The following is a 25,202-nucleotide window of genomic DNA, read 5'->3' as shown; positions in this document are numbered from 1 at the left end:
CGTTTATTTCTGCCCGGTGAGTGGACCTGGTATGACCGTCTACGAGACCGACGTCCCGGGCGTCGGCAAGAAGTTCGAGGTGGAACTCGACGGTGAGGAGCGACTCGTCCTGGTGATGCACCACGACGGCAAACGGGAGTTCTTCCACAAGTCGAGCCCCGACGCGGACGCCGAGCGACTGTTCACCCTCTCGGGTCAGCGCGCCCGCGAGGTCGGGGCCATCATCCAGGGGGCGTACTTCCAGCCCGTCGAGTTGAGCGACGTCGAGGTGCCACTGGGTGACGCCATCATCGAGTGGGTCGACGTCGAGGCCGACTGTTCCCTGGAGGGTCAGACCCTCGCGGACGCGAACCTGCGACAGCGAACCGGGGCCTCCGTCATCGCCATCCGGCGGGGTGAGGAAACCATCCCCAATCCCGGCCCCGACGACACGTTCCAGTCGGGCGACATCCTCGTCGCGCTCGGGACCCGTGCGGAACTCGACGCCCTGGAAGGGCTGGTCGAATCGGACGGCGACTGATGGCCGAACTGCTGCTGGAGGTCGGCATCGCGCTCACCGGCATCGCTCTCGCCGGGACCCTCGCCACCCGCTCTACGCTCTCGGTCATCCCCGCGTACATCCTGGTGGGCATCCTCATCGGCCCGAACGAACCAACCTCGCTGTTCGGCCTGCCCCTGACGCTCGTCGGCGACCGGGAGTTCATCGAGGTCCTCGCAGAGCTGGGCGTCGTCTTCCTGCTTTTCTTCCTCGGCCTGGAGTTCAGCGTCGACCAGCTCCTGCAGGACCGCAACCGCATCACCACCATCGGGGTGCTGGATTTCGTCGTGAACTTCGGCGTCGGCGCGGCGATCGGCCTCGCCTTCGGGTGGACCATCGTCGAGACGCTCTTTCTGGCGGGGATCGTCTACATCTCCTCGAGCGCCGTCGTCACCAAGTCGCTCATCGAGCAGGGGTGGATCGCCAACGACGAGTCCAGCCCCATCCTCGGAACGCTCGTCTTCGAGGACATCCTCATCGCCGTCTACCTCGCCTTGCTCGCGGCCGTCGCCGGCGGCGGGGGGCTCCGTGACGCCGCCGTCTCGGTCGGGACCGCGTTCCTGTTTCTCGGCGGGCTCGCCGCCGTCGCGTGGTACGGCGCGGGCTGGCTCGATCGCGTGTTCGCCACCCGTTCGGACGAACTGTTCGTGCTCCGGATCGTCGGCGTCACCACGCTGGTCGCGGGTGCCGCGCTCGCCCTGGGGGTCAGCGAGGCCGTCGCGGCGTTCTTCCTCGGGACCGGCGTGAGCCAGACCTCGCACGTCGAGCGTATCGAGCACATCGTGACCCCCGCGCGAGACATCTTCGCGGCCGTGTTCTTCTTCAGCATCGGGCTGGCCACCGACGTGACGCTGTTCGGCGGCGTCGCCACCCTCGTCGGGGTCGCCGTCGTCCTGACGACGCTCGGGAAACTGGTCAGTGGCACCCTCTCGGGTCGCGTCTACGACCTCACCCGACAGCGCTCGCTCCGCGTCGGCATCGGCCTGGTGCCCCGCGGGGAGTTCTCGCTGGTCATCGCGACGCTCGCCGCGGGCATCGGGACTGGCCGCCTCGGCACCGTCCTCCCGGCGTTCACGGTCGGCTACGTCCTCGTGATGAGCATCCTCGGGTCCGTGCTCATCCAGCAGTCCGACGCCATCACCGAGACGCTGCTCGGCCGGACGGCGAGCACCGAGTGACGACGGCAGCGACGCTCGCGGTCCACGTCGCCGACCGCGCGAGCGACGCTTGATACATCCAGTCGCCGTTCGTCGCCTCACTGTCGGACTCTACTGTGGCCGGGGTTCGGCTACTGAACCCCAGAAGCTGAGACTGGGGCTCTCAATGCATACGTGCTGGAGTTGTTGCTCGGAAGAAAACTGAGATGCCTCATCGACCGGTCTCATGCAGCGTATCTCTGCTCTAGCACCGGTGAGCGATTCCGCCGGCAGGAGAATCTCCGCCTTTGTTTATCGGGTCTTTCCGCGTATCTGTATTCATGGGAGAACTCGAAACTGAAGCCGAGAAAACGCGGTCCGAAATTGCATCGTCCCTTCGCGACCTGGCCGAGCAACTCGACGGCGACGACGCTGTGACACTCGAACTCGGTAGGCAGCAGGTTCAGTTGGACCCGACGAACCCGGTGACGTTCAAGCTGGAGGGCGAGTCAGACTGGTCTGAAGGGGATACCGAGGCAAAACAGAGTATCGAGTTCGAGTTAGTCTGGTGGCGTGAGGCCCAGACGGCAGAGGAAGGAACGTTGGATATCACTACAGAGGGTCAGTAACGCCCGCTCATCCTCTCAGACCGTTCTACGTGCGACCAGATTCTATTTCCCACAGATGGGAGCGAGCCAGCAGAAGCTGTTCTCGACTATGCTCTCCAGATAGCCTCCGAGCACGAGGCAACGATCCACGTCCTCAATGTCGTAGACACCAGCACGACACCCCTACCAGAGCACAAGAGGATGTGAGTGCCGTTCTGGACCAGGACGGAAAGCGGTCGTGAACGAAGCAGCACAGCGTGCGACAGAACGCGGTATCACCGTGATCTCGGAGGGGACTCCACGGTGACCCCTCTGAGGCGATTGTCGAGTATCGTACGCAGTCAGCCATCGAGTTGATCGTGATACCGACCCACGGACGGCGTGGATTGCAGCGGACGAGATCATCGCAGACGCCATCGAGACCGCAGAGGCGGCGACGGTCGATAGCGTCGAGAGTAAAATCGAATTCGGTGTCCCGTCGAAAGCAATCCGGAACTACATCGATGCACACGACATCGACTTCGCGATCCTCGGTACGCTCGGTCAGACTGATCTCAGCCGATACATGATGGGTGGGGTAAGTGCGAAGATTGTCCGAACGTCGCCAGTTCCGGTGATGTGAGTTCGGGAGCCGGACTCGAGTGGTAGGTGAGACCCCTCTGCTGGTGGGTGACAAACCACTTGAGCGTGATGCACGTAGGTACTCGCAGTGCACATGTACGAGGACATTCTGCTCCCGTTCGATGGAAGCGATGGGGCTGCGGAGGCATTACATCACGCTGCCGAGATTGCACACTGGGCCGACGCCACGATCCACGTTCTGTTCGTCGCGGATACGACACGCGATAGTGTCACGGTCGTCGAAACCGAGGTCGTTGATGCTCTTGTTCAGGAGGGCGAGGACATCGTCGAGGAAGCAGAGAAGACACTGAACACACTCGGTATCGACTACGATTCCAACGTCGTCCAGGGGCATCCAGCGCCGACAATCGTCGAGTACGCCGAGCAATACGAGTACGACGTGATCGTGATGCCGACCCACGGTCGGGAGGGGGTGTCACGATACCTCATCGGGAGCGTCACGGAGAAGGTCGTCCGTCTGTCTTCGGTCCCTGTCATCGCAGCGCGGATGCAGCCCGACGAACAACTGGTGTTCCCCTACGAGAACATTCTCATACCGACCGACGGGAGTGCCGGTGCGGCCCACGCTGCCGAGCATGGCCTCTCCCTGGCAGCGGCGCTCGATGCGACCGTTCACGTGCTGTCTGTCGTCGACGATACCTCCCTGGGTCTGGACGTTCGCTCCACGGTCTCGGGACGGGAACGTGGACAGGCAGCGACCGATGCCGTGGACGACGTCGTGTCCGAGGCGGAGACACGCGGCGTTTCGAATAGTGTCCGGCACGTCGAGCACGGGTCCCCTATCGAGGTGATACTCGACACCATCGACTCGAACGCTATCCACGCCGTCGTGATGGGAACGACAGGGAGACGCGGGAGCGATCGAATCCTTCTCGGGAGCGTCGCCGAGAAGACCGTCCGCTCTGCACCAGTTCCCGTCATCACGGTTGGACGTGGGGAGTAGCGGTTCTGTGAGATGGCTCGTGGCTATCGAACTCCTGTACGTACGTAGGTGATTTCGGGCGTGAACTCTCGTCAGGCGTGAACTCTCGTGTTAATGGAGCACCGCAGTGCGCGCCAGCGAACGAGGCACACAGCAGGGTGGAGTGTAGCTTCAATCGTGGATTTGCGAGTAAACCGCCCAGCAACCAAGATAACAACGTTATATCATTTTCCTGAAGCCGTGCAAGATACACAGCGCGTATCTATTACTGGAGGCCGTTCATTCTGTCTTGGTCGGGGTAGCGCTCTCCCGAACGGGTCACGGAGATGCGTCTGATTCACGCCGGTCACTATGCTTTTGCAGCGACGGACACAGAAAACGTATGTGACAGAATCAGGACCGGAAAGCAGGGACACGGGTGATCCAACGCGAGTGACAGCGGTCCTCGATTCGTTGATCGAAAGCGGGTTCCACGAAATCAACCGTGAGACGAACGGATTGTTACTGTCTGGATTCTCTGCTGGGCTGGATATTGGATTTGGACCGTTATTGATGGCGGTGATACTCACCCTCTCACCGGGTGGGTATGGTGATCTCGGGACGGAGTTGCTACTTGCGAGTGTCTACTCCGTCGGATTTACCTTTGTCATCCTGGGACGGTTAGAACTGTTCACCGAACATACGACCGTCGCCGTGATGCCGGTTCTCGCCGGACGAGCGTCACTCGCGGAATTAGGCCGTCTCTGGGGCTGGATCTATGTCAGTAATCTCGTCGGTGGTGCGGCGTTCGTCGCACTCATCGTCACGCTGCTGCCCGATCTAGGTGTCGCCTCGCCGGAGGCCTTCGAAACCATCGCGCTCTCACTCGTTAACAATGGTTTCACATGGCTATTCGCCGCTGGCCTGCTCGCGGGGTGGCTGATGGGACTGCTCGCGTGGCTGGTTACCGCTGCGCAAGAAACGACAAGCCGTCTCATTATTATCTGGATCGTCACGGGGGTAATCGGGATCCTCCATCTCCCGCACTCAATTGCCGGTAACGTTGAGGTGCTATTCGGCGTGTTTCTGTCGCCCCAAATATCAGCGATGGACTACGTCTCGTTCCTCGCGTTAGCCACGATGGGAAACGCAGTCGGCGGGGTTGTGTTCGTTGCCCTGTTGAAATACGGCCACGTTGTCCGGGGCGGGGATTAGTGGAAAGTGAGTCTGTTGAAACCCTCGCACGATGGTACGTTTCGGACTCTATGCTGCATACAGGGCACGGATCTTGTAACCCAGATCATGCCGAAATCATCACCCAGCTTTGCCCGTTGAAGTAGGAGCGTGACGTAGGCGGTAGCAAAGACGGACGATGCCGATTACGGACTTCTCCGAGGCTACCGTGTACAGATGAGATAATCGGTAATCATACCTGCTCTGTTTTCAGTCTCCCTTCAATTCATCCATACACTCGGCGCAAACTTCCATACCGCCCCCGGCGAGGTCTTCTTCGCCGTGGTCGATCGAGTCGATCAGTTCTTTCGTGATAACATCTGGCGTGATATTTTGAACGTCATCCACATCACGGCCACATCGAGTACATTTGACCATGTAATGGAGTAACAGGGTCACGAGTTATTATTGTTAGCCACGAATCATACTGTCAACGCTGTTGCCTAACGTTACCGATCTGCTGAATTCTGCCTCCAAGTCGACCACGCCTGTTCTGACGATCGCCTGAGGTTCCGTTCAGCGTCTGCTACATCGAAAGCGCGAATCTTGCACGGGAATCGGTTGGCAGACCAGGCAAGTCACCGTGACTGTCCGTCCCGGGACTGGGAGCGTGTCGGGGAGGAGTGATCTATCGATTACCACTTCACTCGGGCTCCCTTCTCCTGGAATCGCTACGGGGCTTTATTGTCGTGTCCGCTCTACTATCGGTATGACACTCGACGTATCCATCCCGGAGCCGCCCGAGCTCTCGAACCGGGGGCGACCGAGCGGTTTCGACTGGGAAGAATCGGAAACCCTCGGATCCGAGGACTTCCACCGCGAGGACCTCGAGAACCTCCTCCAAGAAGGCGCGTGGCGTGAGGGATTCGAGGAGTGGGCGGAGTACACGGACCTGGATAAAGAGAAGGTCCGAGTCGTCGACGACCTCGACCTGTTCCAGGCCTTCGACTTCTATCGTGATCCAACGGACGATCACCTTCGCTTCGACGCCCCGACAGTGCCTGAGGACTGGCGCGAGCGCGACGTGACCGAATCGCTCGATTCGAGTTCGGTCTCGGCCATCAACGGCGAGTTACATGACCTCGGCCGGGCCGTCCACGAGACGCTCCAGAACTACCTCCAGCGGACCCGCGACGCCTCCGACCGGAACGAGGAACCCTTTGGCGAGCGCGACGAGTAGAGCGAGGTAACGGAGGAACGCGGGCGGTAGTAGGGTGGGCGTTGGTGGGAGTCAAGAACCTCCAGAAGGTGGTCCGGGATGAAACCCTAACCGTAGCTGAATCCACCGAACACCGCGCGCGAACTACATGAGTCGTGCTCCCGAGCCGTTAGCGACTCGGGAGACCTCTCGATCCAGGAGGTCTACACCCAGCGGTGGGAACCCAAGACCAGCAACAGCGCCAGGGCCGCCGGGATCGCGTTCGTCGGCGACGAGGTCGTTTTCCTGATCCTGAACGTCCTGGGGAGTGGCTTCGAGATCCGGGGCTGTCGGGACGGGAAGTTCGACCCGCATCTCCAATAGGTAGCCCTACTGTTATCCGCCTGAATCCCCTACCGTAGTGTATGGCAGATGATAAACAGGGCCGAGATGAACAAGCCGATGACGAAAAACGCCGCCAGCGAGAGCGGATGCAAGAGGAGGCACGTACCCGCGCCGATGAAGAAGAGCCGATGCGCGTCGACGCTGGTGAGGGGCTTGGTGATCTTGATGTAGGGCTCACATCGCACGACTATCCAGCCACGAAAACTGAGTTGGTTGCGGCCTATGGCGATTATGAACTTGGAACGCAGGACGGCAAGAAATCCCTAGAGGACGTACTCGCTTCAACTGATGACGAAATATACGACTCAGCCGAGGACGTTCACAGACGGATACTGGGGCTCATCGGGCGATAGCACAACGGCCCAACACACTCGTCTCGCAAATTGGACCGCCTGTGCCGAACGAACCTCCCTCTGTGGTGGCCGCTCTGCTGAATCCACTCTCTGAGTCTTGCACGGCGGTTCTGTCAGGTTCTGTGAGAGTTGAACCTAGCGTACAAGAGAGCGTGTCATAGAATCCATCTCATAGCTTCTCACAGCCCGGTTCGTTTCCTCGGTCGTAGTTGGTGATTGCAACGACGAGCCGGAGACACAGTGCAAGGAACACTTCTGTTCGTGCGTGGACGCGGCCTCGGGCGCGGACGTGCCCGAGGCCGCAGTCCTTGACTGCGTCGTTGGTCCGTTCGACTCCTGTCCGGTGGTTGTACGTCTCGTCCAAGAGGGATTGTTTCAGCTGTACGTCCTGGCTGTGTTCCTCGATGCGGTCTTCGACCCTGTACTCGATGTCTTTCGGGTCGTCGGTGTTTCGCGGATTGTATGGGGTGATTGGCACGACCCCTGCGGCCAGCAGGTGGTCGTGCCAGTCGAGGACGTCGTAGGCGCTGTCTCCGAGCATCCAAATTGGTGTATCGACGGCGAGCGCGTTACGCGTGACGCGCATCGCCGTCTCCTGGTCTGCTTGCTTGGTCTGTGTGAACTCCGCTGCAATCGGTATCTTTGGACCGGTTGAGACAATCGTACAGCCGAAGCCGTAGTAGTAATCTTCGGCCGTTGGATCGTAGTTCCATGACGCCGCGTCGTTGTACTGAATCGCCTCAATGTGCGTTGAGTCGATAGAGTACGTCGAGTCGAGCAGGCCCCGACAGGCGGCCTGCTCGACGAGCCTGTCGAAGACATCGTCGATGACGTGTTCGAGGTCGGTGAGAAAGCGGTCAACCGTGTCTCTGGATGGAGGTTTGTCGAGTCCGCAGTAGTACCAGACGAGGCCGTGTTGGAGTTCTCGTGCAACCGGACGCGTTCCGTAGATGTCCTTGTAATAGCAGTGCAGAAAGCCGCAAAAGAGGTCTGGTGGCTGATGCACTCGTGTTCGCCCCCTCAAAGCGGGGGCGAACACGTCGTAATTCAGCAGAAACTCGAACTCAAGGTGCTCGAACAGCGGGACTGTCTCGGTAGCCGCGACATTCAAGAAGTCGTCTACCGAAGCTACGTCTTGCAGGGTGCTGGCGCTCGTAGACACAGTTCCAACACCCTGCTTCCTTCTCTGAGAACGTTTCTATGACACGCTCCCCGAGGCAAATAGCAGAACGCTGCCGGTTAGAGCCATTCCGACTCCTACCAAATGAAGAGAATAAATTGTTTCCATATTACGCACACTGTATAGACAGGCGTAAAAACCCGGTGCTACAGTTTCTTGCAGACTGTTTTTACAGAGAACGCCTGAAACAAGCGAAATCTACTGGTCGGACTCACAGTACCTCGGCTAGGATACCCCGGATTTATCCATTTTCCAAATGGCATCTACGCAATGGGAACACTACAACAATACGAGATCTCCGGGCTTGGCCTGTCCGGCACTGAGTATACTGTCGAACAGACGGGGCAGGACAAGAACTTTCGACCCGAGTACGAAGCCAGAGATGTTACTGGCGACACGATACTCCGCTGCACTTATAATACGTACGAGGGAAAGAGTGGAACTCCCTTTGTTGATGACGACGACAATGAGTTAGTGACTGTAACAGCCAGCGGTACGTTGGATATGGCTGGCGATTACCTGCTGACAGATAGCCAGACCGGGGAAGATTTGATCGTTCTGGACAATGACTTTTCGCTCTTTCAGGATACGTGGCGAATGCGCGATGCCGAGGACGAGTCTCTTATCGCTGAGATTAGCTCGCGTGGAGGACTCATCACAGTGGGGCGAAAGCTTCTGCCAGTGGGACAGTTTATCGGCCACAAGTTCGAGATAGCTGACGCAGAAGGCAATTCCGTTGGCACCATTGAGAGCGATTTTGCAATTAATGATCAATACGAGATTACGATTAGCGACGCCAGTTCGGTCCCCATAGACCCGATCGTGGTGAGCGCAGTGGTTATCGATGCCATCCAAGGCAATTAAACCATCTCAGATCAGCTCGAAACGTTTGAGTGCTCTACATCTTGGATGCCGTTCCTGACAGCTACTCAGTGAGGTTTTGCTGTGTCGCCGGTGGTGAACTACTAGCAGTTCTCCGATGTGGTGACCACGTAGTTGGAGAGGGACTCTTCAGGAAACGGCGTTCCACATTCAGAAACTACTAGTAGTCGTTATTAGGTTGAGAACCGCTAGCTTGGAGCGGATTGACCGTTTGAACTTCTAGGTGTATGAACTAACTGTGGGAGTCTGCTGCATACAGAGCGCGGATGCAGCACGTCACACACCGAGAATCAGGGCCGTCTGATTCGGTTAGTACAGCGGGAGTAATACTCGTCTGAATACGAACGTGTAGATGAGAGTAACTCTATTGGAAGAGCAGCATATGCTTATTCTAACATGGTCGTCCCAGAACTTGAGGAATGTCCGAATTGCGGGAATGAAGACATTTACTGCTACTCACATTGCTTAGATGTGCACGACATTGAGAAGTATTGTACCGAATGTGAAACAGAATTCAATCTCGGTGAGGCAATATATGGATGATTTGCTTCCGATAGATTGGCAGGCTTACTGTGCAGCTGATTCACCAATAAGGGTGTGGAGCCAACAGTAACCGAGTGCTGCATTGAATCTCTGTATCGGTCACGCCGGTACTGACAGACGTTGGGTAGTTCGAGAAGGCACTGCTGCATACAGCGCGCGTATCTGGTATCGTAGTAGTCCATCGATTCGCTTTCATGCGAATCTCATACTCTGCCGGTCGAGGGTCTCTGGACCTCCGACCGGCTATCAGAATCCCGATTAGTCCACCCCTGAATCATCCTCTTCGCGTTCGTGGACCCTGACTGTCGAGATTCGGGTCCCTTCAACGCTCGTCACCTCAACGACGTATCCGTCGACCTCGACGCGATCGCCACGTTCTGGCGCACGGTTGAGTTGCTCGAGTACCAGTCCACCGATCGTTTCGACCTCTTCACTTGTGAGCTCTCCCTCGATCATATCGTTGATTTTCGACAGCGGGACGCTCCCGTCAATGTCGTACCCCTCATCGCCACGGCTTCGAATCGAGGGTTCACGCTCGTCCACATCAAACTCATCTCGGAGGTCTCCAACGAGCGCCTCGACGACGTCTTCAACCGTTGCGATCCCCTCAAATGCCCCCCACTCGTCGATAACTGCGACCATCTGCTGTTGTTCTTCCCTGAACTGTCTCAGGAGATCGCTCAGTGCCATCGTCTCGGGAGCGATGACGATCTCGCGGGCGATGTCGCCGACTACCTCGGCGTCCCCGCCTTCCACCTCAGCTCGTAACACGTCCTTGACGTCCACGAATCCGATCACCTGGTCGCCGTCGTCGGCAGCAAGGACTGGATAGCGCGTATGACCAGCCTCGAGGACTATCGACTGGAGGTCGGAGAGGGGAGCATCGGCCGGAACGCTCACCACGTCCGGTCGTGGAACCATGACCTCCCGAACCACGATGTCGTCGAGATCGAAGACCCGTTCGATCATCGTCACTTCCGCAACGTCGATGTCCCCTCCCTCGCCCGACCGTGTTAGTACTCGGAGGAGCTCTCGCTCACCGAGAGTCTCATCGGTTTCGGAAGCGGGCGGCACACCGAGCGACCGCGTGAACGCGTTGGCTGCCCCGTTGAAGACCACAATTCCCGGATAGAGGATATAATAAAAGAACTTCATCGGCGGGGCGAGAAACAGCGAGAGTCGCTCGGTCTGGGCGATCGCGAGCGTCTTCGGCGCGAGTTCACCGAAGACGACGTGGAGGAACGTGATGAGACTGAAGCCGATTGCGAACGCGACGAGATGGATGAGTCCCGCCGGGAGAATCGGTTCCAGTACGGGTTCGATGAGCGCCGCCACGGCGGGTTCGCCGACCCACCCCAACCCGAGCGAGGCGATGGTGATGCCCAGTTGCGTCGTCGCGAGGTAGTTATCGAGATTGGTCATCACTCCTTGGAGTGCCCCCGAACCCGGGCGCCCCTCCTCGACGAGCTGGTCAACCGATGTCCCCCGGATCCGAACGAAGGCGAACTCTGCAGCGACAAAAAAGCCGTTGAGAACCACGAGGAACAGCGCCAAGACCAGTTGTCCCACTGAGAGCGCGACGTTTACCATCGGTACTCCCGGAACGGACTGCCGTTCGATTGTAGTGTGTCCATAGCTATGCATCTCGTTCCCTTTACTAAAACCATCCATAGGACTCGCGGGTGATCGACTACTGTCAATAGGACCTCCACATTCCGTAGGCAAATTAGACGTCGGGGTTTGAGTTCGAAGACGTGATCGACGCGGCCTCGGTTACGAGAACGATCGCTTGGTCAAGCGAACGGCCGATATCCACGCTACTCACTCTCATCCCCAACGTCCGCGTGTTCCCCGCTCTTCGCTTCGGTTTCGCCCCAGTCGAGGTCGCGGGACCGGTCGGTCTCCCGGAGGATGAACGGCCCGATGGAGAGCGTGCGCTTCGTCACGGTGACGATGCGGAGAATGTAGGACAACAGGAACGCGAACGGTAGCAGGGAGACGGCGACGCCCGCGCTCACCACCACGACGAGCGTGCGCACGCCGAACACGGTCTCCGGGAACAGCGTCGGTTCGAGGTAGACGATGCCCGCGACCGCCGTGAAGAGCGCAGGTATGGACGCGTACAGCATCGTCCGGGAGAGGTCGATGAGCGCCCACTGGAAGTACAGCGTCTTGAAGTGCTCGCGTGCCGGCCCGAACAGTTCGAGCGCGTTGATGAGTTCGTCGAACGCCGCGCGGGCGTCCTCGGTGAGCACGTCCTCGTTCTCCGCGCGGATGCGGCGCGCCGCGTACAACTTCCACGAGTAGTTGTAGTTCAGCGCGGAGAACACCACGTCGAACTCCCCAAACTGGGCGTCCGTGAGACCGTTCTCGACGGCGTCGGCATTCCCCTTCACGTTCTCTGTGAACGCGGCCACCTGATCGGTGAGGGCTTCGTCGTCAATGTCCTGGACGGCGTCCGAGACGGCTTCGGCGTGTCGCTTCGTGAGTTTCACCAGCGACCGGAGGAACGCCGAGGGTTGGGCGGGACTCACGGGCTCCTCGATAACGTCCTCGACGTCCTTCCGGAACGCCATCGCGCCCTCCATGCGCTCGCGCTGGTCCCCGACCGGCCCCTGTTCCTGGGAGAGTACGAGCTGGCTGAGCGTGAGCACGAGCGTGACGCCCGTGATGATTGACGTGAGCAGCCCCTGGAACAGCGTCTCGATAGGGTCCGCCTGGTTGAACAGCGCCGGCGTCCCGGTCGGGTGGAGTTGCCCGATGATGGCGAGTGCGAGGAACACGCCGCCCGCGATTCCAGCGGCGACCAGCCATCGATTCGCGTTCAACAGCAACCAGAACTTCCGACTGTTCTCCGGTACGCGCTCCCGCATCGTGTCGCTCGGGCGACTTCCATCACTGTCGCTCATACCGGCCGTACTCCGCTCACAATTGAAAAACCGTGTGCCGAACTCGGGTCAGGCCAGGTCGACGAGCAGGGACTCGCCGCGGTCCGCCATCGGTCCGGCACGCGTCCACGTCCTGAGACAGATAACCCGTCGGGCATCGAACCGCCTGGTATACAACAGGAGTCCGTACCGGTTCCTGGCGGCCACGACGTGGAAACGCCCCCTGACACGCGCCACCGTCTCGCCCGCGCAAATAGACAACTTCCACTGAACCCGATTTGGTATAGCGAAATAAAATATATCGTCGAAATTCCCACAGGCACAGATTCGCCACCGAAACTGCCCGAGCGCGCCCGTATCGCCCAAAACGCTTCGGTGTCGCGCGTCCACGGTCACCCATGCACTCCGACGCGACCGTCACGGTCGACGGCGACCGAATCCACTACCTCGCTGCTGGCGACGGGCCGCCGGTCGTCCTCTTGCACGGCGGCATCATCGACGCGGCTGCCGTCACCTGGTCACCGGTCGTCGACCGGCTCGCGGCCGACCAGACCGTGGTCGTCCCCGACCTGCTCGGGTACGGCGAGAGCGACCTGCCCCCGGGCCCGTACTCGGTCCAGCGCCACGCCGACGTCGTCGCCGGCGTCCTCGACGGACTGGGCCTTGCCCCGGTGACCTTGGTTGGTCACTCGCTGGGCGGCGGGGTCGCCATCCAGGTCGCACTCGACCGGCCGGACGCGGTGGCTGGGCTGGTCCCTGTCGACGCATACGGACTGGGTGCCGACCTTCCGAACGGTCGCCTCTCGTACCTGCTCGCCCGCGTGCAGGTCTTGAACAGGCTCGCCATCGCTCTCTTTCGGCGGAGCCGCGGCCTCACGCGGGCCAGCCTGGGCGGCATCGTCCACGACCTGGATGCGCTCCCGGCCGCCGCCGTCGACGCCGTCTTCGCGGAGGTACAGCGGCCGACGGCGGGGGCTGCGTTCCGACGGTTCAGAGCCGCGGAGGTGACCCGCGACGGCTACCGGACGACCTTTCCGGACCGCTTCGAGGACGTCTCGGTGCCGACGCACTTCGTCCACGGCGCCGACGACCAGCTGTTCCCGGTCTCGTGGGCCGAGCGCGCCGCCGACCGTGTCCCGGACGCGACGCTGACCGTCGTCGAGGACTGTGGTCACTGGGCGCCGCGGGAACGACCTGACCGCGTCGCAGAACTGATTCGCAGAGTCGACGAGGGCTGAGAGGGCCGATTCGACGAAATAGAGCGCTTCTACTTGCTCACCAAGTTTTGGGACCGTTCTCTCGATAAACTTCTATCTGCTATATTGAATCTATCATTCTGGCCGCCACCGCGGCTGTCGAGGACGCCAGCGAGCCAGCACCGTTTTCCCCGGGACCGGCGAACCACGGGGCATGCCCACCGTTCCGGCCCACTGCCGACTCGACGCGTCGCTCCCCGACGGCGCTGGTGACTACTTCGCCCCCGAGCGCGCGTCGCTCACGGCGTACCTCGACCTGGTCCCGGCGCCGCTGGACCCGGACGCGGGCGATGCGGCCTTCGGACCGGTCTTCCCCCTGCCGTGGTTCTACGTCGCTGACCTGACCGGGTGGCACGGCAGCGCGCTGGCGAGGTTGCTGGCCGCCGAGGTCGGCGGCCCGTGCTACCAGCTGTCGACGAGCGCACGGGATTCGGTGCCGACGCTCTGGACGATACTCGAAGCGAGTGCCAGCGGACCGGTCGTCGTGCACGTCGAACTCCGGGGGGAGACGGGTCCGGTCCCGCCGACGCTCCGGGAGGCCGTCACCCGGGGCTACGAACGGCCCGCGACCGACGACCGGGAGGCCATCTCGGGCGAGCCCGCCCGCGCTATCGTCGTCTTCACCGACACCAGCCCGTCGAAGCGCCTGGACGTGCCCCTCCCGGATTCGACCACGCCGCTCGCCGGCGCCGTCCTCTCGTATGCCCCCCGTCGCGGTATGCTCCCGGAACTGCCCGACGGGACGACCTATCTCGACGACCCACCGGCGATCCACGACCGGGAGGGGGAACTCCAGACACTCCTGTCGGAGGCCATCGACGCGGGGTCGGCGGTGGCACGCGAGACGTTCGTCTCCGGGGCCGTCGAGACGCTCTCGATAACGCACTCGCTGGTCGGCAAGCGCGACTTGCTGTTCGACGTCTCGCCGCGGGTAGCGCTGAAGTACGGTCCGCTGCTGGACGACATCTCGCCCTCGAAGGCACTCGAACGGCTCCAGGCTGACGTCGTCCAGCAGGTGCCCCAGACGCCGGGGAGCGAGGATCTCCGGACGACGCTCCGGGACCTCTTTCCCGCCTGATCAGCGGCGAATCTGTATCGGGACGCCGTCCCGCTCTGTCCGCTCGAGGAGTCGGTCGATGCGCTCGTCCATCGGCGGATGCGTCGAGAGCAGCCGCGACAGGGCGCTGTCGTCATCGCCGTGGACGTACAGCGGGGCCAACAGTCCCAGGCCGGGCGTCGATGCGCGCTCGATATTCCGCAGCGCCCGCGCGAGTACGCGAGGACGAGCAGCGCCAGGACAGCGCCCAGCAGCCCGACGAGTCCGAGTGCGTTGCGCTGGACCCGCCCGAGCAGCGAGTCGGTCCACCGGTCGGGCCGCCCCCGGACCAGCGCCAGCGCCCGCGCGACGCCGCCGGCCAGCATCGCGAACGGGAGGACGAGCACGACGACGAGGCCGACGAGGTTCTGAAAGAGGCTGTAGGCGAGCGTCTGGACCAGCGCGTCCCGGGTCTCGAGGTGGGCCAGCTCGTGGGCCAAGAGCGCCTCCAGCTCGTCGCCCGAGAGGAAGCCGAACAGCCGGCTGTCGACGAGATGGCTCTCTGGGTCCCGCCGACCGCGAAGGCGTTTGGCACCGGCAGGCGGGGACGAGCAGCTGTGGGGTCTGGACGTCCATGCGTTCGCTGAGCCACGCCAGGCGCTGGTAGACGCCCGGCGCCCGAGCGTAGGGGAGTTCGACCGCGTCCAGCGACCGCTTGAGCTGTGTCGTCCCGGCCCAGTAACTCACCAGTCCGACGAGGACGGCACCGGCCAGTATCGCCACCGCCGCCACCGCTGGCGAGGGGCGGCGCGCTCACAGCTCGACGACAAGACGGTAGCCGACTGCCGCCGCCAGCACGTAGACACAGAGCGACGCAATCCCGACGAGCGCCATCGCGAGGCGTCGTCCGGCGTGCATGGCTGTGGCTAGGTGGGGGCCGTTGAAATCGCTTCGGTGCCCCCGTCGCGGGGTTCTGATACCGAACTCGAGACAGCGCGCGTGCTCTTGCCCGGGGTCGTTCTCTGTCCGGGCTCACCGGCCAGCAGGCGATTTCGTATAGCGGCTGCAAGTGTACAGCGTCAGACGCCCCCGATTCACCCCGTAACAGAGCTGTGGGTTCCGGGAGTGTCTGCTGGCCGAAATCGGGCGAATTCGTCCCAACCGACATCGGAGCGGAATCCACACGCCCGAACGGCTCTCCCGTCGGGCAGTGTGCCGACAGGGACCGAGGCCGACTGGCCCGCGGCGCGCCGGGTCGTCTCCACTCGCGCCGCTCGAAACAGTGTGACCGCCGAACCGATCCGTCGTCGGGGTGGTGGCCGCCCCGGTGCCAGACGACGTCCGCCCGGAGACAGGCCGACCCGTCTGGTCCGGCGGTGCCCGTCGGCCCGGCCAGCGGCAGACGGCCAGTCCGTTCGATGTCGACGACCCTCTCGGGATGTGGCACAGCGAACCGGCGCCGAACGTCCCTCCGGTCCAGGTCCGACAGGTAGAGGTCGCTTTTCGTGTACGCGCCGTCTCTCCGGTCTGGCCTCCGGGGCGTCGGGACCGGCGGCCCGACTCGCTGCGGGCCCTGCAGTTCCGCCCCGAGCGTAGTGGGGCCAGGGTGAGCGAAGCCCCTGCCGTGGCCGGGGTGACCGCCGATAGCGGGGCGATCCCGGCGAGACCTGCCTGTCGGCCAGCCGCCGGTCTACGCCCGCGGTCAGTGCGCGGAGAAGTGCCGGACCGCCAGCGGTGGTCCGCCGGCCGACGCGTAACATCGGGACCGAGAACGGCTCTGGGCCACGAATCCGTCGTATTCGGGCACTCGCTAGCAGACCGTACGTTCTGTGCGATATATCGCTCCCCGCTATACAGAATCAGCCCAGCCGGGTACGAATCGTCTCCGCCGTGGCCTCGCCGACGCCCTCGACCGCGGTCAGTTCGTCCACCGACGCGGCCCTGACCCCGTCGACGCTGCCAAAGCGCCGGAGCAGGCGAGTCCGCGTCTTCGGGCCGACGCCGGGCACGTCGTCGAGCGCCGTCGAGACGTCGTCCCGGAGCGTCTGGTGGTACTGGACGGCAAAGCGGTGGGCCTCGTCCCGGACGCGCTGGAGCAGGTGCAGATGAGCGGCGTCGTCGGGCCAGTCGTAGACCCCGTCGGGCGTGACGACGCGCTCCTCGTCTTTCGCGAGCGCGACGGCCGGGACGTCCCACCCCGTCTCGGCCAGCGCGTCGCGGGCCGCGCCCAGCTGGCCGTCGCCGCCGTCGATGAGCAGCAGGTCCGGGTCGGGTCTGTCGTCCCTGCCTTCGAGCGCACGCGTCGCCCGCCACCGGACGAGGTCACGCATGTTCGCGTAGTCGTCGTTGCGCTCGGTGAGCTTCTTCCGCCGGTAGCCCGACGTCTCCGGCTGGCCGTCGACGAACGTGACGTTCGACCCGACGACGCTCTTGCCGTGGGCGTGGCTCACGTCGAACCCCTCGATGCGCTCGGGCCGGGCGATACCGAGCGCGTCGGCGAGTCGCCCCACACCGTCGTCGGTGCCCCCCCGCTGGCGGGCGTTCTTGAGGGCGAGGTCGACCAGCGTCGCCTCCCGGCCGGCACCGGGGACCCGCAGGGCCACGCCCTCGTCCTCCAGCCAGCCCTCCAGTTCGGCGTCGGCGGGGGCTTCCGCACAGAGGATGGCGTCCGGCAGCTCGCGTTCGGCGTAGTACTGCGGGATGAACGCCCGGTAGACGCCCGCGGCGCCCTCGCCGTCGGGGGCCTCGAGCGTGTGGCGCGAGCGGTCGACGAGCTTGCCGCCCTCGGCGTGCAGGCGGGCGACGATCGCGCTCTCGCCTTCGACGGCAACGCCCAGCACGTCGGTCGTCGCCGAGTGGGTCGTGTCGCTGACGGCGCTGTCCCCGCCGCTGTGGAAGGCCTCGACGGCGTCGAGCTTGTCCCTGAGGTTGGCGGCCCGCTCGAACTCCCGGGCCGCGGCGGCGGCCTCCATCTCCCGGCGCAACGGGTCCGAGAGGACGCCCGTCTCGCCCTCGAAGAAGCGGGTCACCGACTCGACGTCCTGGGCGTACGCGTCCCCGCTGATCTCGCCGGTACAGGGGGCGGTACAGATGCCCATCTCGTAGTCCAGACAGGGGCGTTCGCGCGTGCTGTACTTGTGGTCCGAACACCCCCGCAGGCCGTACGTCTCCCGGAGCGCCTTGATGACCGTCTCCACCCGGCCCTTGTCGGTGAACGGGCCGTACACCGTCGCTCCCTCCTCGGGGTCGCGGGTCACCTCGATTCGCGGGACGGGGTGGTCGGTGAGTTGCACCAGCGGGTAGGACTTGTCGTCTTTCAGGCGGACGTTGTAGGGCGGCCGGTGGCGCTTGATGAGGTTGGCCTCGAGCAGGAGCGCCTGGGTCTCCGTGTCGGTGACCGCGAAGTCGATGCGGTCGGCTCGCGCGACCATCTTCGCGATGCGGGTCCCGCGCGGGTCGGCGTACGACCGGACGCGACTCCGCAGGTCGACGGCCTTCCCCACGTAGAGCACCCGGTCCGCGTCGGTCTCGAACTGGTAGACCCCCGGCTCGCGGGGGAGTTCACCGGCACGGTCGCGGACCGCCGCTGTGTCCATCACCCCGGGGTTGGCGCTCGGCGGAGTTGAACGTCACGGGAGCGGGTCGTCGGCGGGGGCGTCCCCGGGCCGGAGGGCCGCGCCGATCCGGTCGACGGTGTCCTCGTCCCCGGGCGCCGACAGCGTGAGGTCCTCGTCGCCGGCCACGCGCACGACGAGCACACGTTCCCGGCTCCACGCGTACACGGCCAGCACGACGGCCGAAAGCGCCAGCGCCAGGCCGCCGAACAGCTGCATGAGGTCGTCGAGCTGGGCAAGCAGGGTCAGCATGGTCTGGAGCAGGCCCAGCATCTGACCGATACCGACGGCGCTGGCCGCCTGGCCGCCGCCGACCGAGACGTCCGCGACCATGCTATCGAAGCTGACGAACTGCCCCGCCGCGACGAGGACGACGCCGGCGACGAGAGCCTTGAGGCCCTGCTCTAGGAACGCCGGTTCGCCGCTCGTCGTCACGTCGACGCCTTCGACGTTCGGCCGGTCGACGGCACGGTAGTTCGGCCCGTCGCGGTCGGGCGTGAACGCGAGCACGCGGTGACTCGTCACCACCAGACCGCCCGAACCCACGCGGACCTCCGTCTCGATAGTCTCCCCGTCGTACAGGAGGTCCCCGGCCCGTTCGACCCAGTCCATACCTCCCGTTGTGCGTGCTGGGATTTGAATGTGCGCCTGTCGGGGCCGTCGCGGTCACGGCCGTGAGTCCAGCCGGACACGCCGTCGCCAGGCCGCCCGACGCCGGCTCTCGCTTACACTTCCGTGTCGCTCGAGGCGTCAGCCGGCGGGTTCGTCCGCGCGCTGGAGTTCGACCACGACCACGCCCCCGCCGTCGTCCGGGGCGTCGAACTCGAGGCTGCCACCGGAGCGGGTCACGACCAGGTAGACCAGCCAGAGCCCCAGCCCCTTCCCGTGGTACACCTCGCTCTCCGAACCGGCGTCCAGCAGCACGTCGGCCTCCATCTCCGGGATGCCGGGGCCGTCGTCCGCCACCCGGACGCTGACGGTGTCGGGCCCGGGGTCGACCGTCACCTCGACCGTCGGTGACGCGCTGCCGTTGTGCTCGATGGCGTTGTCGACGAGCTCTTTGAACGCCTGTTCGAGGGCGGCTATCCCGGTGACCGTCACCGACTCCGGACCCGACAGGCCGATGGTCGCGTCGGGATACCGGTCTGCGAGCTCGGCCACGACCGGTCGCAGGAGCGACATCAGCCCGGTCGGCGACGGCTCCGGGTCCGACCGGAGCAGCTTCGTCACCTCCCGCTCTTTCTCCATGTTCTGGAGCAGCGTCTGGCCCGCCTCCTCGATGGTGGTCGCGTAGTCCGTCACCGGTGGGTCGCCCACCCGTTGTATCGACTCGGCGAGGCCGTTGACCACGTTCATCTTGTTGAGGATGTTGTGTCTGAGATAGCGGTCGAGCAGTTTTATCTGTCGCTGTCGCTCCACCCGCTCGGTCACGTCCTGCTGGAAGCCGATGAAGTTGACCACGGTCCCCGACTCGTCCCTGATCGGCGCCACCTCGACCCGGTTCCAGAAGTCGGTTCCGTCGGCGCGGTAGTTCCGAACCGTGACCGTGACCGGTTCCTCGGCGTCTATCTTCCGGCGGAGCCGCGCGACCGTCTCCGGGTCGGTCTTCTCGCCCTGGAGGAACCGGCAGTTGCGGCCGGTCGCCGCCTCGCGCTCGTAGCCGGTCACCTCCACGAACCCCTCGTTGACGTAGACGAGCGGGTTGTCGTCCTGCGTGGGGTCGCTCAGGACGATCCCGATCGGCGCCTTGTCCACAGCGTCGGTCATCTGGTGCAGGCGCTCCTCTCGACGTTTCTGTTCGGTGATGTCCTGGACGGTTCCGCGGACGCGGACCACGTCGCCGTTCTCGCGCTGTGGCTCCCCGCGGGTACGGACCCAGCGTTCCGCCCCGTCGTCGACGGCGACGCGAAGTTTCACGTCGTAGGGTTCACCGTCGTCGAGCGCCCGCCGGAATGCGGCCCGCACCGTCTCTCGGTCGGCCGGGTTGTACTGGTCGAACATCGCGTCCATCGTCAGCGTGGTCCCGGGTTCGAGGCCGAGGATTTCGTACACCTCCGCCGTCAGGTAGACGCTGTCCTGCTGGGCGTCGTACTCCCAGGCCCCCACCTTCGCGATGGCCTGGGCCTTCCGGAACAGGTCCACCTGCCGCTCGCGTTCCTGTGCCTGGGTGTGTCGTACCGTCACGTCCTCGAGCACGGCGACGACGTACGCTATCCCGCCCGACTCGTCCAGAATCGGGGCCATGTTCACCGACACCCAAATGTCGTCTTCGCCGGGGCGCGAGATGACGTGCTCGTACTCGTAGACCGACTGGCCGGTCTCGAGGACTCGCGTGAGCGCCCGCTCTTCGCGTGGAATCTCGGACCCGTCCATCCGGACCGCCGTCCAGTTGCCGGCGTGGTACTTCGTTCCGACCAGGTCCGCCGGTGTCGACTCGAAGAGCGCGCCGGCTCGCCGGTTGGCCCTGACCACCGTCCCGTCGGGGTCGAGGACGAGCTTCGCCAGCGGGCTCGACTCGAACACGAGCTCTGTCAGCTGTCGTTCCGCGACGAGCTCCCGCGAGAAGTCCCGCATCTGCAGGAGGTTGTCGATGCGGTCGCTGAGCTCCGCCTTGGGCATCGGTATCCGCAGCACGGAATCGATGGACGTCGGCAGGTCCCCGAACGTCCGGTCGTCGGTCTCAGACAGGAGCGCCACCGGGGCAAACACCGGCGACTGCTCGGTCTGCCACGTCTCGAACCGCCCCGGTGACCGCCCTATGGCGGCTTCGTCGACGATGCACACGTCGGTCCCGTCCGGGACGGCACCCGAGAACTCGACGACGTCACACGCCTCGAACAGCTTCTCGAGCAACTCACGATTCCGGTCCCGAGTGATATCGAGGCCGACTTTCGTGTCAGATGGGCTACTGTTCCGGTCCATGTGTGGTCCTACTCCCGTGGCGGGTCGCTGTCCTGCCCGTCTACGGGTTCGGCGATGCCGGTCAACAGCCCCTGGTACCCCGCGAGCGCCTCACCGACCTGCAGGCCCTCCCCGGACTCGATGGAGAACCACCGCAGCGATTTCTCGAACCCGCCGTATCGCTTCTTCAGGACGCCGATGGCTTTCTCCAGTCGGCCCTCCGTCTCGAGATAGCGCAGGAACACGATGTTGTCCGCCAGATAGCTGATCTCGTGGGCCGTCGGCGAGAACTCGCCGGTCACGTACTGGATCTCCTCGATGAGCACGACGGTCACCCCCATCCGTTTCAGGTATCGACAGAGCGCGTGTAGCTCCCGGGTCAGCGCCGCCGTCGACTCCTCGCCGCGCAATCCCTGACGGTAGCCCGCGATGCCGTCGAGCATGACGAACCCGATGTCACGCTCCTCGACTGCCTCCCGGACGTGCGCGGCGAACTCGTCGGGAGTCCGGGTGAGAGTCTCCACCTCCTCGACCTCGAGCTCGCCGGCGTCGACGAACGATTCCAGCTCCATGCCCAGCGCAGTCGACCGATACAGGTAGTCCGCGCGGAGCTCCTCGAAGAGGTAGACCAGCCCCCGCTCGCCCCTGTCCGCGGCGGCCTGGACGAACTGTGACCCGGTGGTCGTCTTCCCGACGCCGGACGGCCCGGAGATGACTGTCACGGACCCGCGCTCGATGCCCCCGTGCAGCAGGGCGTCCAGTTCGGGGACGTCCGAGGACAGCTGGTCGCGCTCGTGGGTCTGCTCGTGGTCGCCCGGAACGAGTTTCGGGTAGACGCGGGCGCCGGTGCCCGCGTGGATGCGATAGGTGTGGACGCCGGACGCGAACCCCGAACCCCGGTACTTCGTCACCTCCAGCGTCCGCTGCTCGGTCGTCCGCCGGAGTTCGACGACGGTGTTCCCGAGGAACTGGAGGTCGTCGTCGCCGTCGGGGTCGGCCGGTGGCTGGGCGGTACAGACCGTGGTGACGCCGCGGTTGGTGAGGGCGTTGAACAGCGACGTTATCTTGCGTCGGAACTGGAAGTCGTCGGGAAGGAGCGCCCGGAGCTCCGAGAGCGGGTCGACGACGAGGCGGTCGACGTCGCTCGTCTCGAGTTCCGACGCGATCCGGTCGAGCAGGTCCTCGCCGTCGACCTCCTCGGTCGGGAACACGGTGTAGGACTCGTCGGTGAAGAACTGCTCGCCCTTCGGACTGAGGTCGAGGATGCGGACGTCCGAGAGGTCGATGCCGAGCGCCGCGGCGTTCCGTCGGAGTTCCCGCTCTCGCTCTTCGAAGCCGACGTACAGGCCGTCCCCGCCGGCGGCGAGGTACTGCAGCGCGAGGATCGTCTTTCCCGTCCCCGGACCGCCGTAGACGATTGTCGTATGCGCTTCCGGCACCCCGCCCCGCAGCACGCTGTCGAGCCCCGGCGTCCCGGATGGAATCTTGGAAAGCCCCTCGGTGGACATAGGGGCGCCAAGGGCGTCTGTGATTATAAGTGACCGGGGAACATAACGCGGACGGCCTGAGCGTGGAAAACCGGCGCTGACGGCCTGCTGTGGGCACTTGCGCCGGTCAGGCCGTATTCGGTGCCCGTCTCGCTACCAGGTCCCCTTGCAGTCCATCGCCGAGTGTGCGACCCCCCGGACGGGGAACCCAAACGGCTAACTTCCCGTCGACCGACAGGACTGGTGATGCGCCCTGACCCTCGCTGCCCCCACTGTAACGAGAAGGTGAGCTCGACGGCCACCTGGTGTATGCACTGTGGCGCGGACTTCGAGGAGCCGGTCGACGCGGGCGGGTCGGACCTGGCGTCGGCCTTAGAGCGGGGCGACGCGGACGACGTCCTGGTCGTCGTCGGCGACAGCGAGTACGGCCCGTCGGCCGCCGGCATCGTGCTCGGGGCCGTCGCCCTGTTCACGCTCCCGGTCGTCTCGCCGCCGGGGACCACGTTGCTGTACCTGGTCGCCGTCGTCGCCGTCGGGTATCTGGCCGCCCAGCGCGAGACGTTCGCGGACGCCGTCGACCGCGGCGTCCAGCTGCTCGCGCTCGCGCCATTCGCCCTCTGGGTGGTCGCCGCACTCGGCGGGCGGTCCGTCGGAGTGGGCGTCCTCGTCGGCCCGGTGGTCTACGCCGCCCTCCTGCTCTTCGCTGCCCGCAGAATTCGGGGTCGTCTCGAGGCCTGACTCGCGCCGGTATCAAAACTACCATGCCATCTGGCTACGAGAGTTCAGGTACCGAGGTGTCACCCGTGACCGAAAAACGCGAATATACCGACGACTATCCCGAGAAGACGCTGTACCTCCCCGGCCCCACCGAGGTCCGCGACGACGTCATCGAGGCGATGGCCCAGCCGATGTTCGGCCACCGGATGGACCGGATGACCGACCTCTATACCACCATCGTCGAGGACACCAAGGAGTTCCTCGATACGGACGACGACGTCATCGTCCTCACGGCGTCGGGGACCGAGTTCTGGGAGGCGACGACGCTCAATCTCGTCGACGAGAAGATGCTCGTCCCGACCAGCGGCGCGTTCAGCGAGCGGCAGGCCAACGTCGCCGAGCGCCTGGGCAAGGACGTCGACCGCATCGAGTACGAGTGGGGCGAGGCCGTCAAGCCCGAGGACATCCAGGCGGCGCTCGAATCGGAGGACTACGACGCCGTCGGCGCGGTGATGAACGAGACCTCGACGGGCGTGCGCAACCCGATCGAGGAGATCGGCGACCTGCTGGGTGACTACCCGGACACCTACTTCGTCGTCGACGCCATCTCCTGTCTGGGCGGGGACTACATCGACGTGGAGGCCCACAACATCGACTGCATCTTCACCTCCACGCAGAAGGCCTTCGCGATGCCCCCGGGTCTTGCGGTCTGTACGGTCAGCGACGCCGCCTACGAGCGCGAACTAGACAAAGAGTCCGCGTCGTGGTACGGCGGGTTCCAGCGCTGTCTGGACTACTACGACCGGAAGGGCCAGACCCACTCGACGCCGGCCATCCCGCTCATGCTTGCCTACCGCGAACAGATGAAACACATGCTCGAGGAGGGCCACCAGGCCCGCGATCGGCGCCACCGCGAGATGGCCGAGTACACCCGCGAGTGGGCCCGCGAGCACTTCGGCCTCTTCCCCGAGGCGGGCTACGAGTCCCAGACGGTCACCTGCGTCGAGAACACCCGCGACATCGACGTCGCAGCGACGACGGCCGCCGTCTCCGAGAAGTACGACATGGTCTTCTCCAGTGGCTACGGCGACCTGAGCGAGGAGTCGTTCCGCATCGGTCACATGGGCGAACACACCGTCGAGAGCATCCAGGCGCTCACGGACGCCATCGAAGACGTCGCCGGCCTGTAGGTCGCGCGGGCAGCGACACGGCCGTCGATCCGCGCACCGGTCGTCCCCGACGCAGCGAACGGGAGCCGGGGTTCGGCGAATACTCCTGTTTCGGGGCCGCTATTCTCACGCTGCTATTTCTGTCGGCCGTTTCACATATCGATAATGATGGGGAGACTATATGAGCTCCCGGCCGGTAGTGGTACGTAGGTGACGACGAAATGAGCACAAGTGACGTCGGAGTTGATGCGGACGAGGCGGCTCAAACGGGGCAGTTGACTCGCCGCCGCTTCGACTGGTCGGCCGTCGACCCGAGTACGGCCGTCGCGGAACTCCTGGCCGACGCCGCCGACTGTGAGCCCGACGAGATCGGACCCCTCTATGACACCGTCGACTCCGACGCGCTGGATTCGCTGGTTCGACACGGCGAGTCCGCGGCGGACTGCACTGTAACCTTCCCCCACGACGGCTTCGAGGTCAGCGTCTCGGGCGACGGCGAGGTGCTGGTCGACGCCCCGGAGCCCACGTCCTGATTCCGGGACGTCGCCGCACCGCGCGCGGCGTGACGTAGCGGC

General features: G+C 64.0%; 24 protein-coding genes and 1 pseudogene. 15 read left to right on the top strand and 10 right to left on the bottom strand.

Annotation, left to right across the window (positions count from 1 at the left end):
- Window positions 1-31 precede the first annotated feature (31 nt).
- From P1K88_RS00810 to P1K88_RS00780, 7 genes are all read left to right on the top strand, one after another.
- Window positions 32-520 carry a cation:proton antiporter regulatory subunit gene (locus P1K88_RS00810; protein WP_276411791.1) on the top strand — a complete coding sequence of 163 codons (489 nt, stop codon included), beginning with the start codon at window positions 32-34 and terminating at the stop codon, window positions 518-520.
- Window positions 520-1,716, top strand: coding sequence for a cation:proton antiporter (locus P1K88_RS00805; protein WP_276411790.1), 1,197 nt, complete (start codon window positions 520-522; stop codon window positions 1,714-1,716). Before P1K88_RS00810 ends, P1K88_RS00805 begins: the two co-directional genes overlap by 1 nt.
- Before the next feature lie 299 nt (window positions 1,717-2,015).
- On the top strand, window positions 2,016-2,303 hold the full coding sequence (locus P1K88_RS00800; protein ID WP_276411789.1) for an amphi-Trp domain-containing protein: 288 nt from the start codon (window positions 2,016-2,018) through the stop codon (window positions 2,301-2,303).
- A gap of 9 nt (window positions 2,304-2,312) precedes the next feature.
- Window positions 2,313-2,489 (top strand): universal stress protein, encoded by a 177-nt coding sequence (locus P1K88_RS00795; protein WP_336407610.1) that lies wholly within the window; start codon window positions 2,313-2,315, stop codon window positions 2,487-2,489.
- A gap of 178 nt (window positions 2,490-2,667) precedes the next feature.
- Window positions 2,668-2,904 carry a universal stress protein gene (locus P1K88_RS18360; protein ID WP_419181084.1) on the top strand — a complete coding sequence of 79 codons (237 nt, stop codon included), beginning with the start codon at window positions 2,668-2,670 and terminating at the stop codon, window positions 2,902-2,904.
- A gap of 93 nt (window positions 2,905-2,997) precedes the next feature.
- Window positions 2,998-3,867: a universal stress protein gene (locus P1K88_RS00785; protein ID WP_276411786.1), complete on the top strand. Its 870-nt coding sequence runs from the start codon at window positions 2,998-3,000 to the stop codon at window positions 3,865-3,867.
- 363 nt (window positions 3,868-4,230) lie between these two features.
- The gene (locus P1K88_RS00780) at window positions 4,231-5,040 is read left to right on the top strand and encodes a formate/nitrite transporter family protein (RefSeq protein WP_276411785.1); all 810 of its coding nucleotides are present in this window, start codon (window positions 4,231-4,233) and stop codon (window positions 5,038-5,040) included.
- A gap of 228 nt (window positions 5,041-5,268) precedes the next feature.
- Here P1K88_RS00780 and P1K88_RS00775 read toward each other — a convergent pair whose 3' ends face one another.
- The gene (locus tag P1K88_RS00775) at window positions 5,269-5,436 is read right to left on the bottom strand and encodes a putative zinc finger protein (protein WP_276411783.1); all 168 of its coding nucleotides are present in this window, start codon (window positions 5,434-5,436) and stop codon (window positions 5,269-5,271) included.
- Between the two features lie 331 nt (window positions 5,437-5,767).
- Here P1K88_RS00775 and P1K88_RS00770 point away from each other — a divergent pair, with 331 nt between their 5' ends.
- Window positions 5,768-6,238, top strand: a complete 471-nt coding sequence (locus tag P1K88_RS00770) for a DUF7992 family protein (RefSeq protein WP_276411781.1) — start codon at window positions 5,768-5,770, stop codon at window positions 6,236-6,238.
- A 383-nt stretch (window positions 6,239-6,621) separates the two neighbouring features.
- Entirely contained in the window at window positions 6,622-6,954 is a 333-nt protein-coding gene (locus P1K88_RS00765; protein ID WP_276411780.1) for a DUF5789 family protein, read from the top strand.
- A gap of 169 nt (window positions 6,955-7,123) precedes the next feature.
- Here the strand turns inward: P1K88_RS00765 and P1K88_RS00760 are convergent, their stop codons facing one another.
- Window positions 7,124-8,116 (bottom strand): transposase, encoded by a 993-nt coding sequence (locus tag P1K88_RS00760; RefSeq protein WP_276411503.1) that lies wholly within the window; start codon window positions 8,114-8,116, stop codon window positions 7,124-7,126.
- Window positions 8,117-8,404: 288 nt separating this feature from the next.
- Here P1K88_RS00760 and P1K88_RS00755 point away from each other — a divergent pair, with 288 nt between their 5' ends.
- Window positions 8,405-8,998 (top strand): LURP-one-related family protein, encoded by a 594-nt coding sequence (locus P1K88_RS00755; RefSeq protein WP_276411778.1) that lies wholly within the window; start codon window positions 8,405-8,407, stop codon window positions 8,996-8,998.
- An 819-nt stretch (window positions 8,999-9,817) separates the two neighbouring features.
- Here the strand turns inward: P1K88_RS00755 and P1K88_RS00750 are convergent.
- Both P1K88_RS00750 and P1K88_RS00745 read right to left on the bottom strand, forming a co-directional pair.
- Window positions 9,818-11,149, bottom strand: a complete 1,332-nt coding sequence (locus tag P1K88_RS00750) for a hemolysin family protein (RefSeq protein WP_276411776.1) — start codon at window positions 11,147-11,149, stop codon at window positions 9,818-9,820.
- A 227-nt stretch (window positions 11,150-11,376) separates the two neighbouring features.
- On the bottom strand, window positions 11,377-12,468 hold the full coding sequence (locus P1K88_RS00745) for a DUF7972 family membrane protein (protein ID WP_276411775.1): 1,092 nt from the start codon (window positions 12,466-12,468) through the stop codon (window positions 11,377-11,379).
- A gap of 377 nt (window positions 12,469-12,845) precedes the next feature.
- Between P1K88_RS00745 and P1K88_RS00740 the strand changes: the two genes are divergently transcribed.
- Complete coding sequence (locus tag P1K88_RS00740; protein WP_276411774.1) at window positions 12,846-13,685, top strand: alpha/beta fold hydrolase; 840 nt, start codon at window positions 12,846-12,848, stop codon at window positions 13,683-13,685.
- Window positions 13,686-13,857: 172 nt separating this feature from the next.
- Window positions 13,858-14,781 carry a hypothetical protein gene (locus P1K88_RS00735; RefSeq protein ID WP_276411773.1) on the top strand — a complete coding sequence of 308 codons (924 nt, stop codon included), beginning with the start codon at window positions 13,858-13,860 and terminating at the stop codon, window positions 14,779-14,781.
- On the opposite strand, the gene P1K88_RS18310 is transcribed toward P1K88_RS00735, so the two are convergent.
- The 6 genes and pseudogenes from P1K88_RS18310 to P1K88_RS00710 form a co-directional block, all read right to left on the bottom strand.
- Entirely contained in the window at window positions 14,782-14,922 is a 141-nt protein-coding gene (locus tag P1K88_RS18310; RefSeq protein WP_336407611.1) for a hypothetical protein, read from the bottom strand.
- Window positions 14,923-15,029: 107 nt separating this feature from the next.
- A pseudogene (locus P1K88_RS18305) lies at window positions 15,030-15,239 on the bottom strand (M48 family metallopeptidase); the annotation flags it as partial.
- 1,359 nt (window positions 15,240-16,598) lie between these two features.
- Window positions 16,599-18,335: an excinuclease ABC subunit C gene (locus tag P1K88_RS00725; RefSeq protein WP_276411772.1), complete on the bottom strand. Its 1,737-nt coding sequence runs from the start codon at window positions 18,333-18,335 to the stop codon at window positions 16,599-16,601.
- A gap of 33 nt (window positions 18,336-18,368) precedes the next feature.
- Entirely contained in the window at window positions 18,369-18,965 is a 597-nt protein-coding gene (locus P1K88_RS00720; RefSeq protein WP_276411771.1) for a hypothetical protein, read from the bottom strand.
- Between the two features lie 138 nt (window positions 18,966-19,103).
- Window positions 19,104-21,275, bottom strand: a complete 2,172-nt coding sequence (locus tag P1K88_RS00715) for a PAS domain S-box protein (protein WP_276411769.1) — start codon at window positions 21,273-21,275, stop codon at window positions 19,104-19,106.
- Between the two features lie 8 nt (window positions 21,276-21,283).
- Window positions 21,284-22,762 carry an ATPase domain-containing protein gene (locus P1K88_RS00710; protein WP_276411767.1) on the bottom strand — a complete coding sequence of 493 codons (1,479 nt, stop codon included), beginning with the start codon at window positions 22,760-22,762 and terminating at the stop codon, window positions 21,284-21,286.
- Window positions 22,763-22,987: 225 nt separating this feature from the next.
- Here P1K88_RS00710 and P1K88_RS00705 point away from each other — a divergent pair, with 225 nt between their 5' ends.
- The 3 genes from P1K88_RS00705 to P1K88_RS00695 all read left to right on the top strand — a co-directional run bounded on the left by P1K88_RS00705 (window position 22,988) and on the right by P1K88_RS00695 (window position 25,160).
- Window positions 22,988-23,479, top strand: coding sequence for a zinc ribbon domain-containing protein (locus P1K88_RS00705; RefSeq protein ID WP_276411765.1), 492 nt, complete (start codon window positions 22,988-22,990; stop codon window positions 23,477-23,479).
- Between the two features lie 65 nt (window positions 23,480-23,544).
- Entirely contained in the window at window positions 23,545-24,648 is a 1,104-nt protein-coding gene (locus P1K88_RS00700) for a pyridoxal-phosphate-dependent aminotransferase family protein (protein ID WP_276411763.1), read from the top strand.
- A 200-nt stretch (window positions 24,649-24,848) separates the two neighbouring features.
- Window positions 24,849-25,160: a HalOD1 output domain-containing protein gene (locus P1K88_RS00695; RefSeq protein ID WP_276411762.1), complete on the top strand. Its 312-nt coding sequence runs from the start codon at window positions 24,849-24,851 to the stop codon at window positions 25,158-25,160.
- Window positions 25,161-25,202 lie beyond the last annotated feature (42 nt).

It is taken from the genome of Haloarcula halobia (genome assembly GCF_029338255.1).
Taxonomy (GTDB): domain Archaea; phylum Halobacteriota; class Halobacteria; order Halobacteriales; family Haloarculaceae; genus Haloarcula; species Haloarcula halobia.
The sequence above is the reverse complement of the archived record's forward strand: the minus strand, read 5'-3'. Positions and strand labels throughout refer to the sequence as shown.

Bases quoted from the DNA above. Each gene is read 5' to 3' on its own strand.
- P1K88_RS00720 (WP_276411771.1), bottom strand. From the start codon at position 18,965: ATGGACTGGGTCGAACGGGCCGGGGACCTCCTGTACGACGGGGAGACT.
- P1K88_RS00710 (WP_276411767.1), bottom strand. From the start codon at position 22,762: ATGTCCACCGAGGGGCTTTCCAAGATTCCATCCGGGACGCCGGGGCTC.
- P1K88_RS00740 (WP_276411774.1), top strand. From the start codon at position 12,846: ATGCACTCCGACGCGACCGTCACGGTCGACGGCGACCGAATCCACTAC.
- P1K88_RS00705 (WP_276411765.1), top strand. From the start codon at position 22,988: ATGCGCCCTGACCCTCGCTGCCCCCACTGTAACGAGAAGGTGAGCTCG.
- P1K88_RS00715 (WP_276411769.1), bottom strand. From the start codon at position 21,275: ATGGACCGGAACAGTAGCCCATCTGACACGAAAGTCGGCCTCGATATC.
- P1K88_RS00755 (WP_276411778.1), top strand. From the start codon at position 8,405: ATGGGAACACTACAACAATACGAGATCTCCGGGCTTGGCCTGTCCGGC.
- P1K88_RS00765 (WP_276411780.1), top strand. From the start codon at position 6,622: ATGGCAGATGATAAACAGGGCCGAGATGAACAAGCCGATGACGAAAAA.
- P1K88_RS00775 (WP_276411783.1), bottom strand. From the start codon at position 5,436: ATGGTCAAATGTACTCGATGTGGCCGTGATGTGGATGACGTTCAAAAT.
- P1K88_RS00735 (WP_276411773.1), top strand. From the start codon at position 13,858: ATGCCCACCGTTCCGGCCCACTGCCGACTCGACGCGTCGCTCCCCGAC.
- P1K88_RS00810 (WP_276411791.1), top strand. From the start codon at position 32: ATGACCGTCTACGAGACCGACGTCCCGGGCGTCGGCAAGAAGTTCGAG.
- P1K88_RS00785 (WP_276411786.1), top strand. From the start codon at position 2,998: ATGTACGAGGACATTCTGCTCCCGTTCGATGGAAGCGATGGGGCTGCG.
- P1K88_RS00800 (WP_276411789.1), top strand. From the start codon at position 2,016: ATGGGAGAACTCGAAACTGAAGCCGAGAAAACGCGGTCCGAAATTGCA.
- P1K88_RS00745 (WP_276411775.1), bottom strand. From the start codon at position 12,468: ATGAGCGACAGTGATGGAAGTCGCCCGAGCGACACGATGCGGGAGCGC.
- P1K88_RS00725 (WP_276411772.1), bottom strand. From the start codon at position 18,335: ATGGACACAGCGGCGGTCCGCGACCGTGCCGGTGAACTCCCCCGCGAG.
- P1K88_RS00805 (WP_276411790.1), top strand. From the start codon at position 520: ATGGCCGAACTGCTGCTGGAGGTCGGCATCGCGCTCACCGGCATCGCT.
- P1K88_RS00750 (WP_276411776.1), bottom strand. From the start codon at position 11,149: ATGGTAAACGTCGCGCTCTCAGTGGGACAACTGGTCTTGGCGCTGTTC.
- P1K88_RS00695 (WP_276411762.1), top strand. From the start codon at position 24,849: ATGAGCACAAGTGACGTCGGAGTTGATGCGGACGAGGCGGCTCAAACG.
- P1K88_RS00770 (WP_276411781.1), top strand. From the start codon at position 5,768: ATGACACTCGACGTATCCATCCCGGAGCCGCCCGAGCTCTCGAACCGG.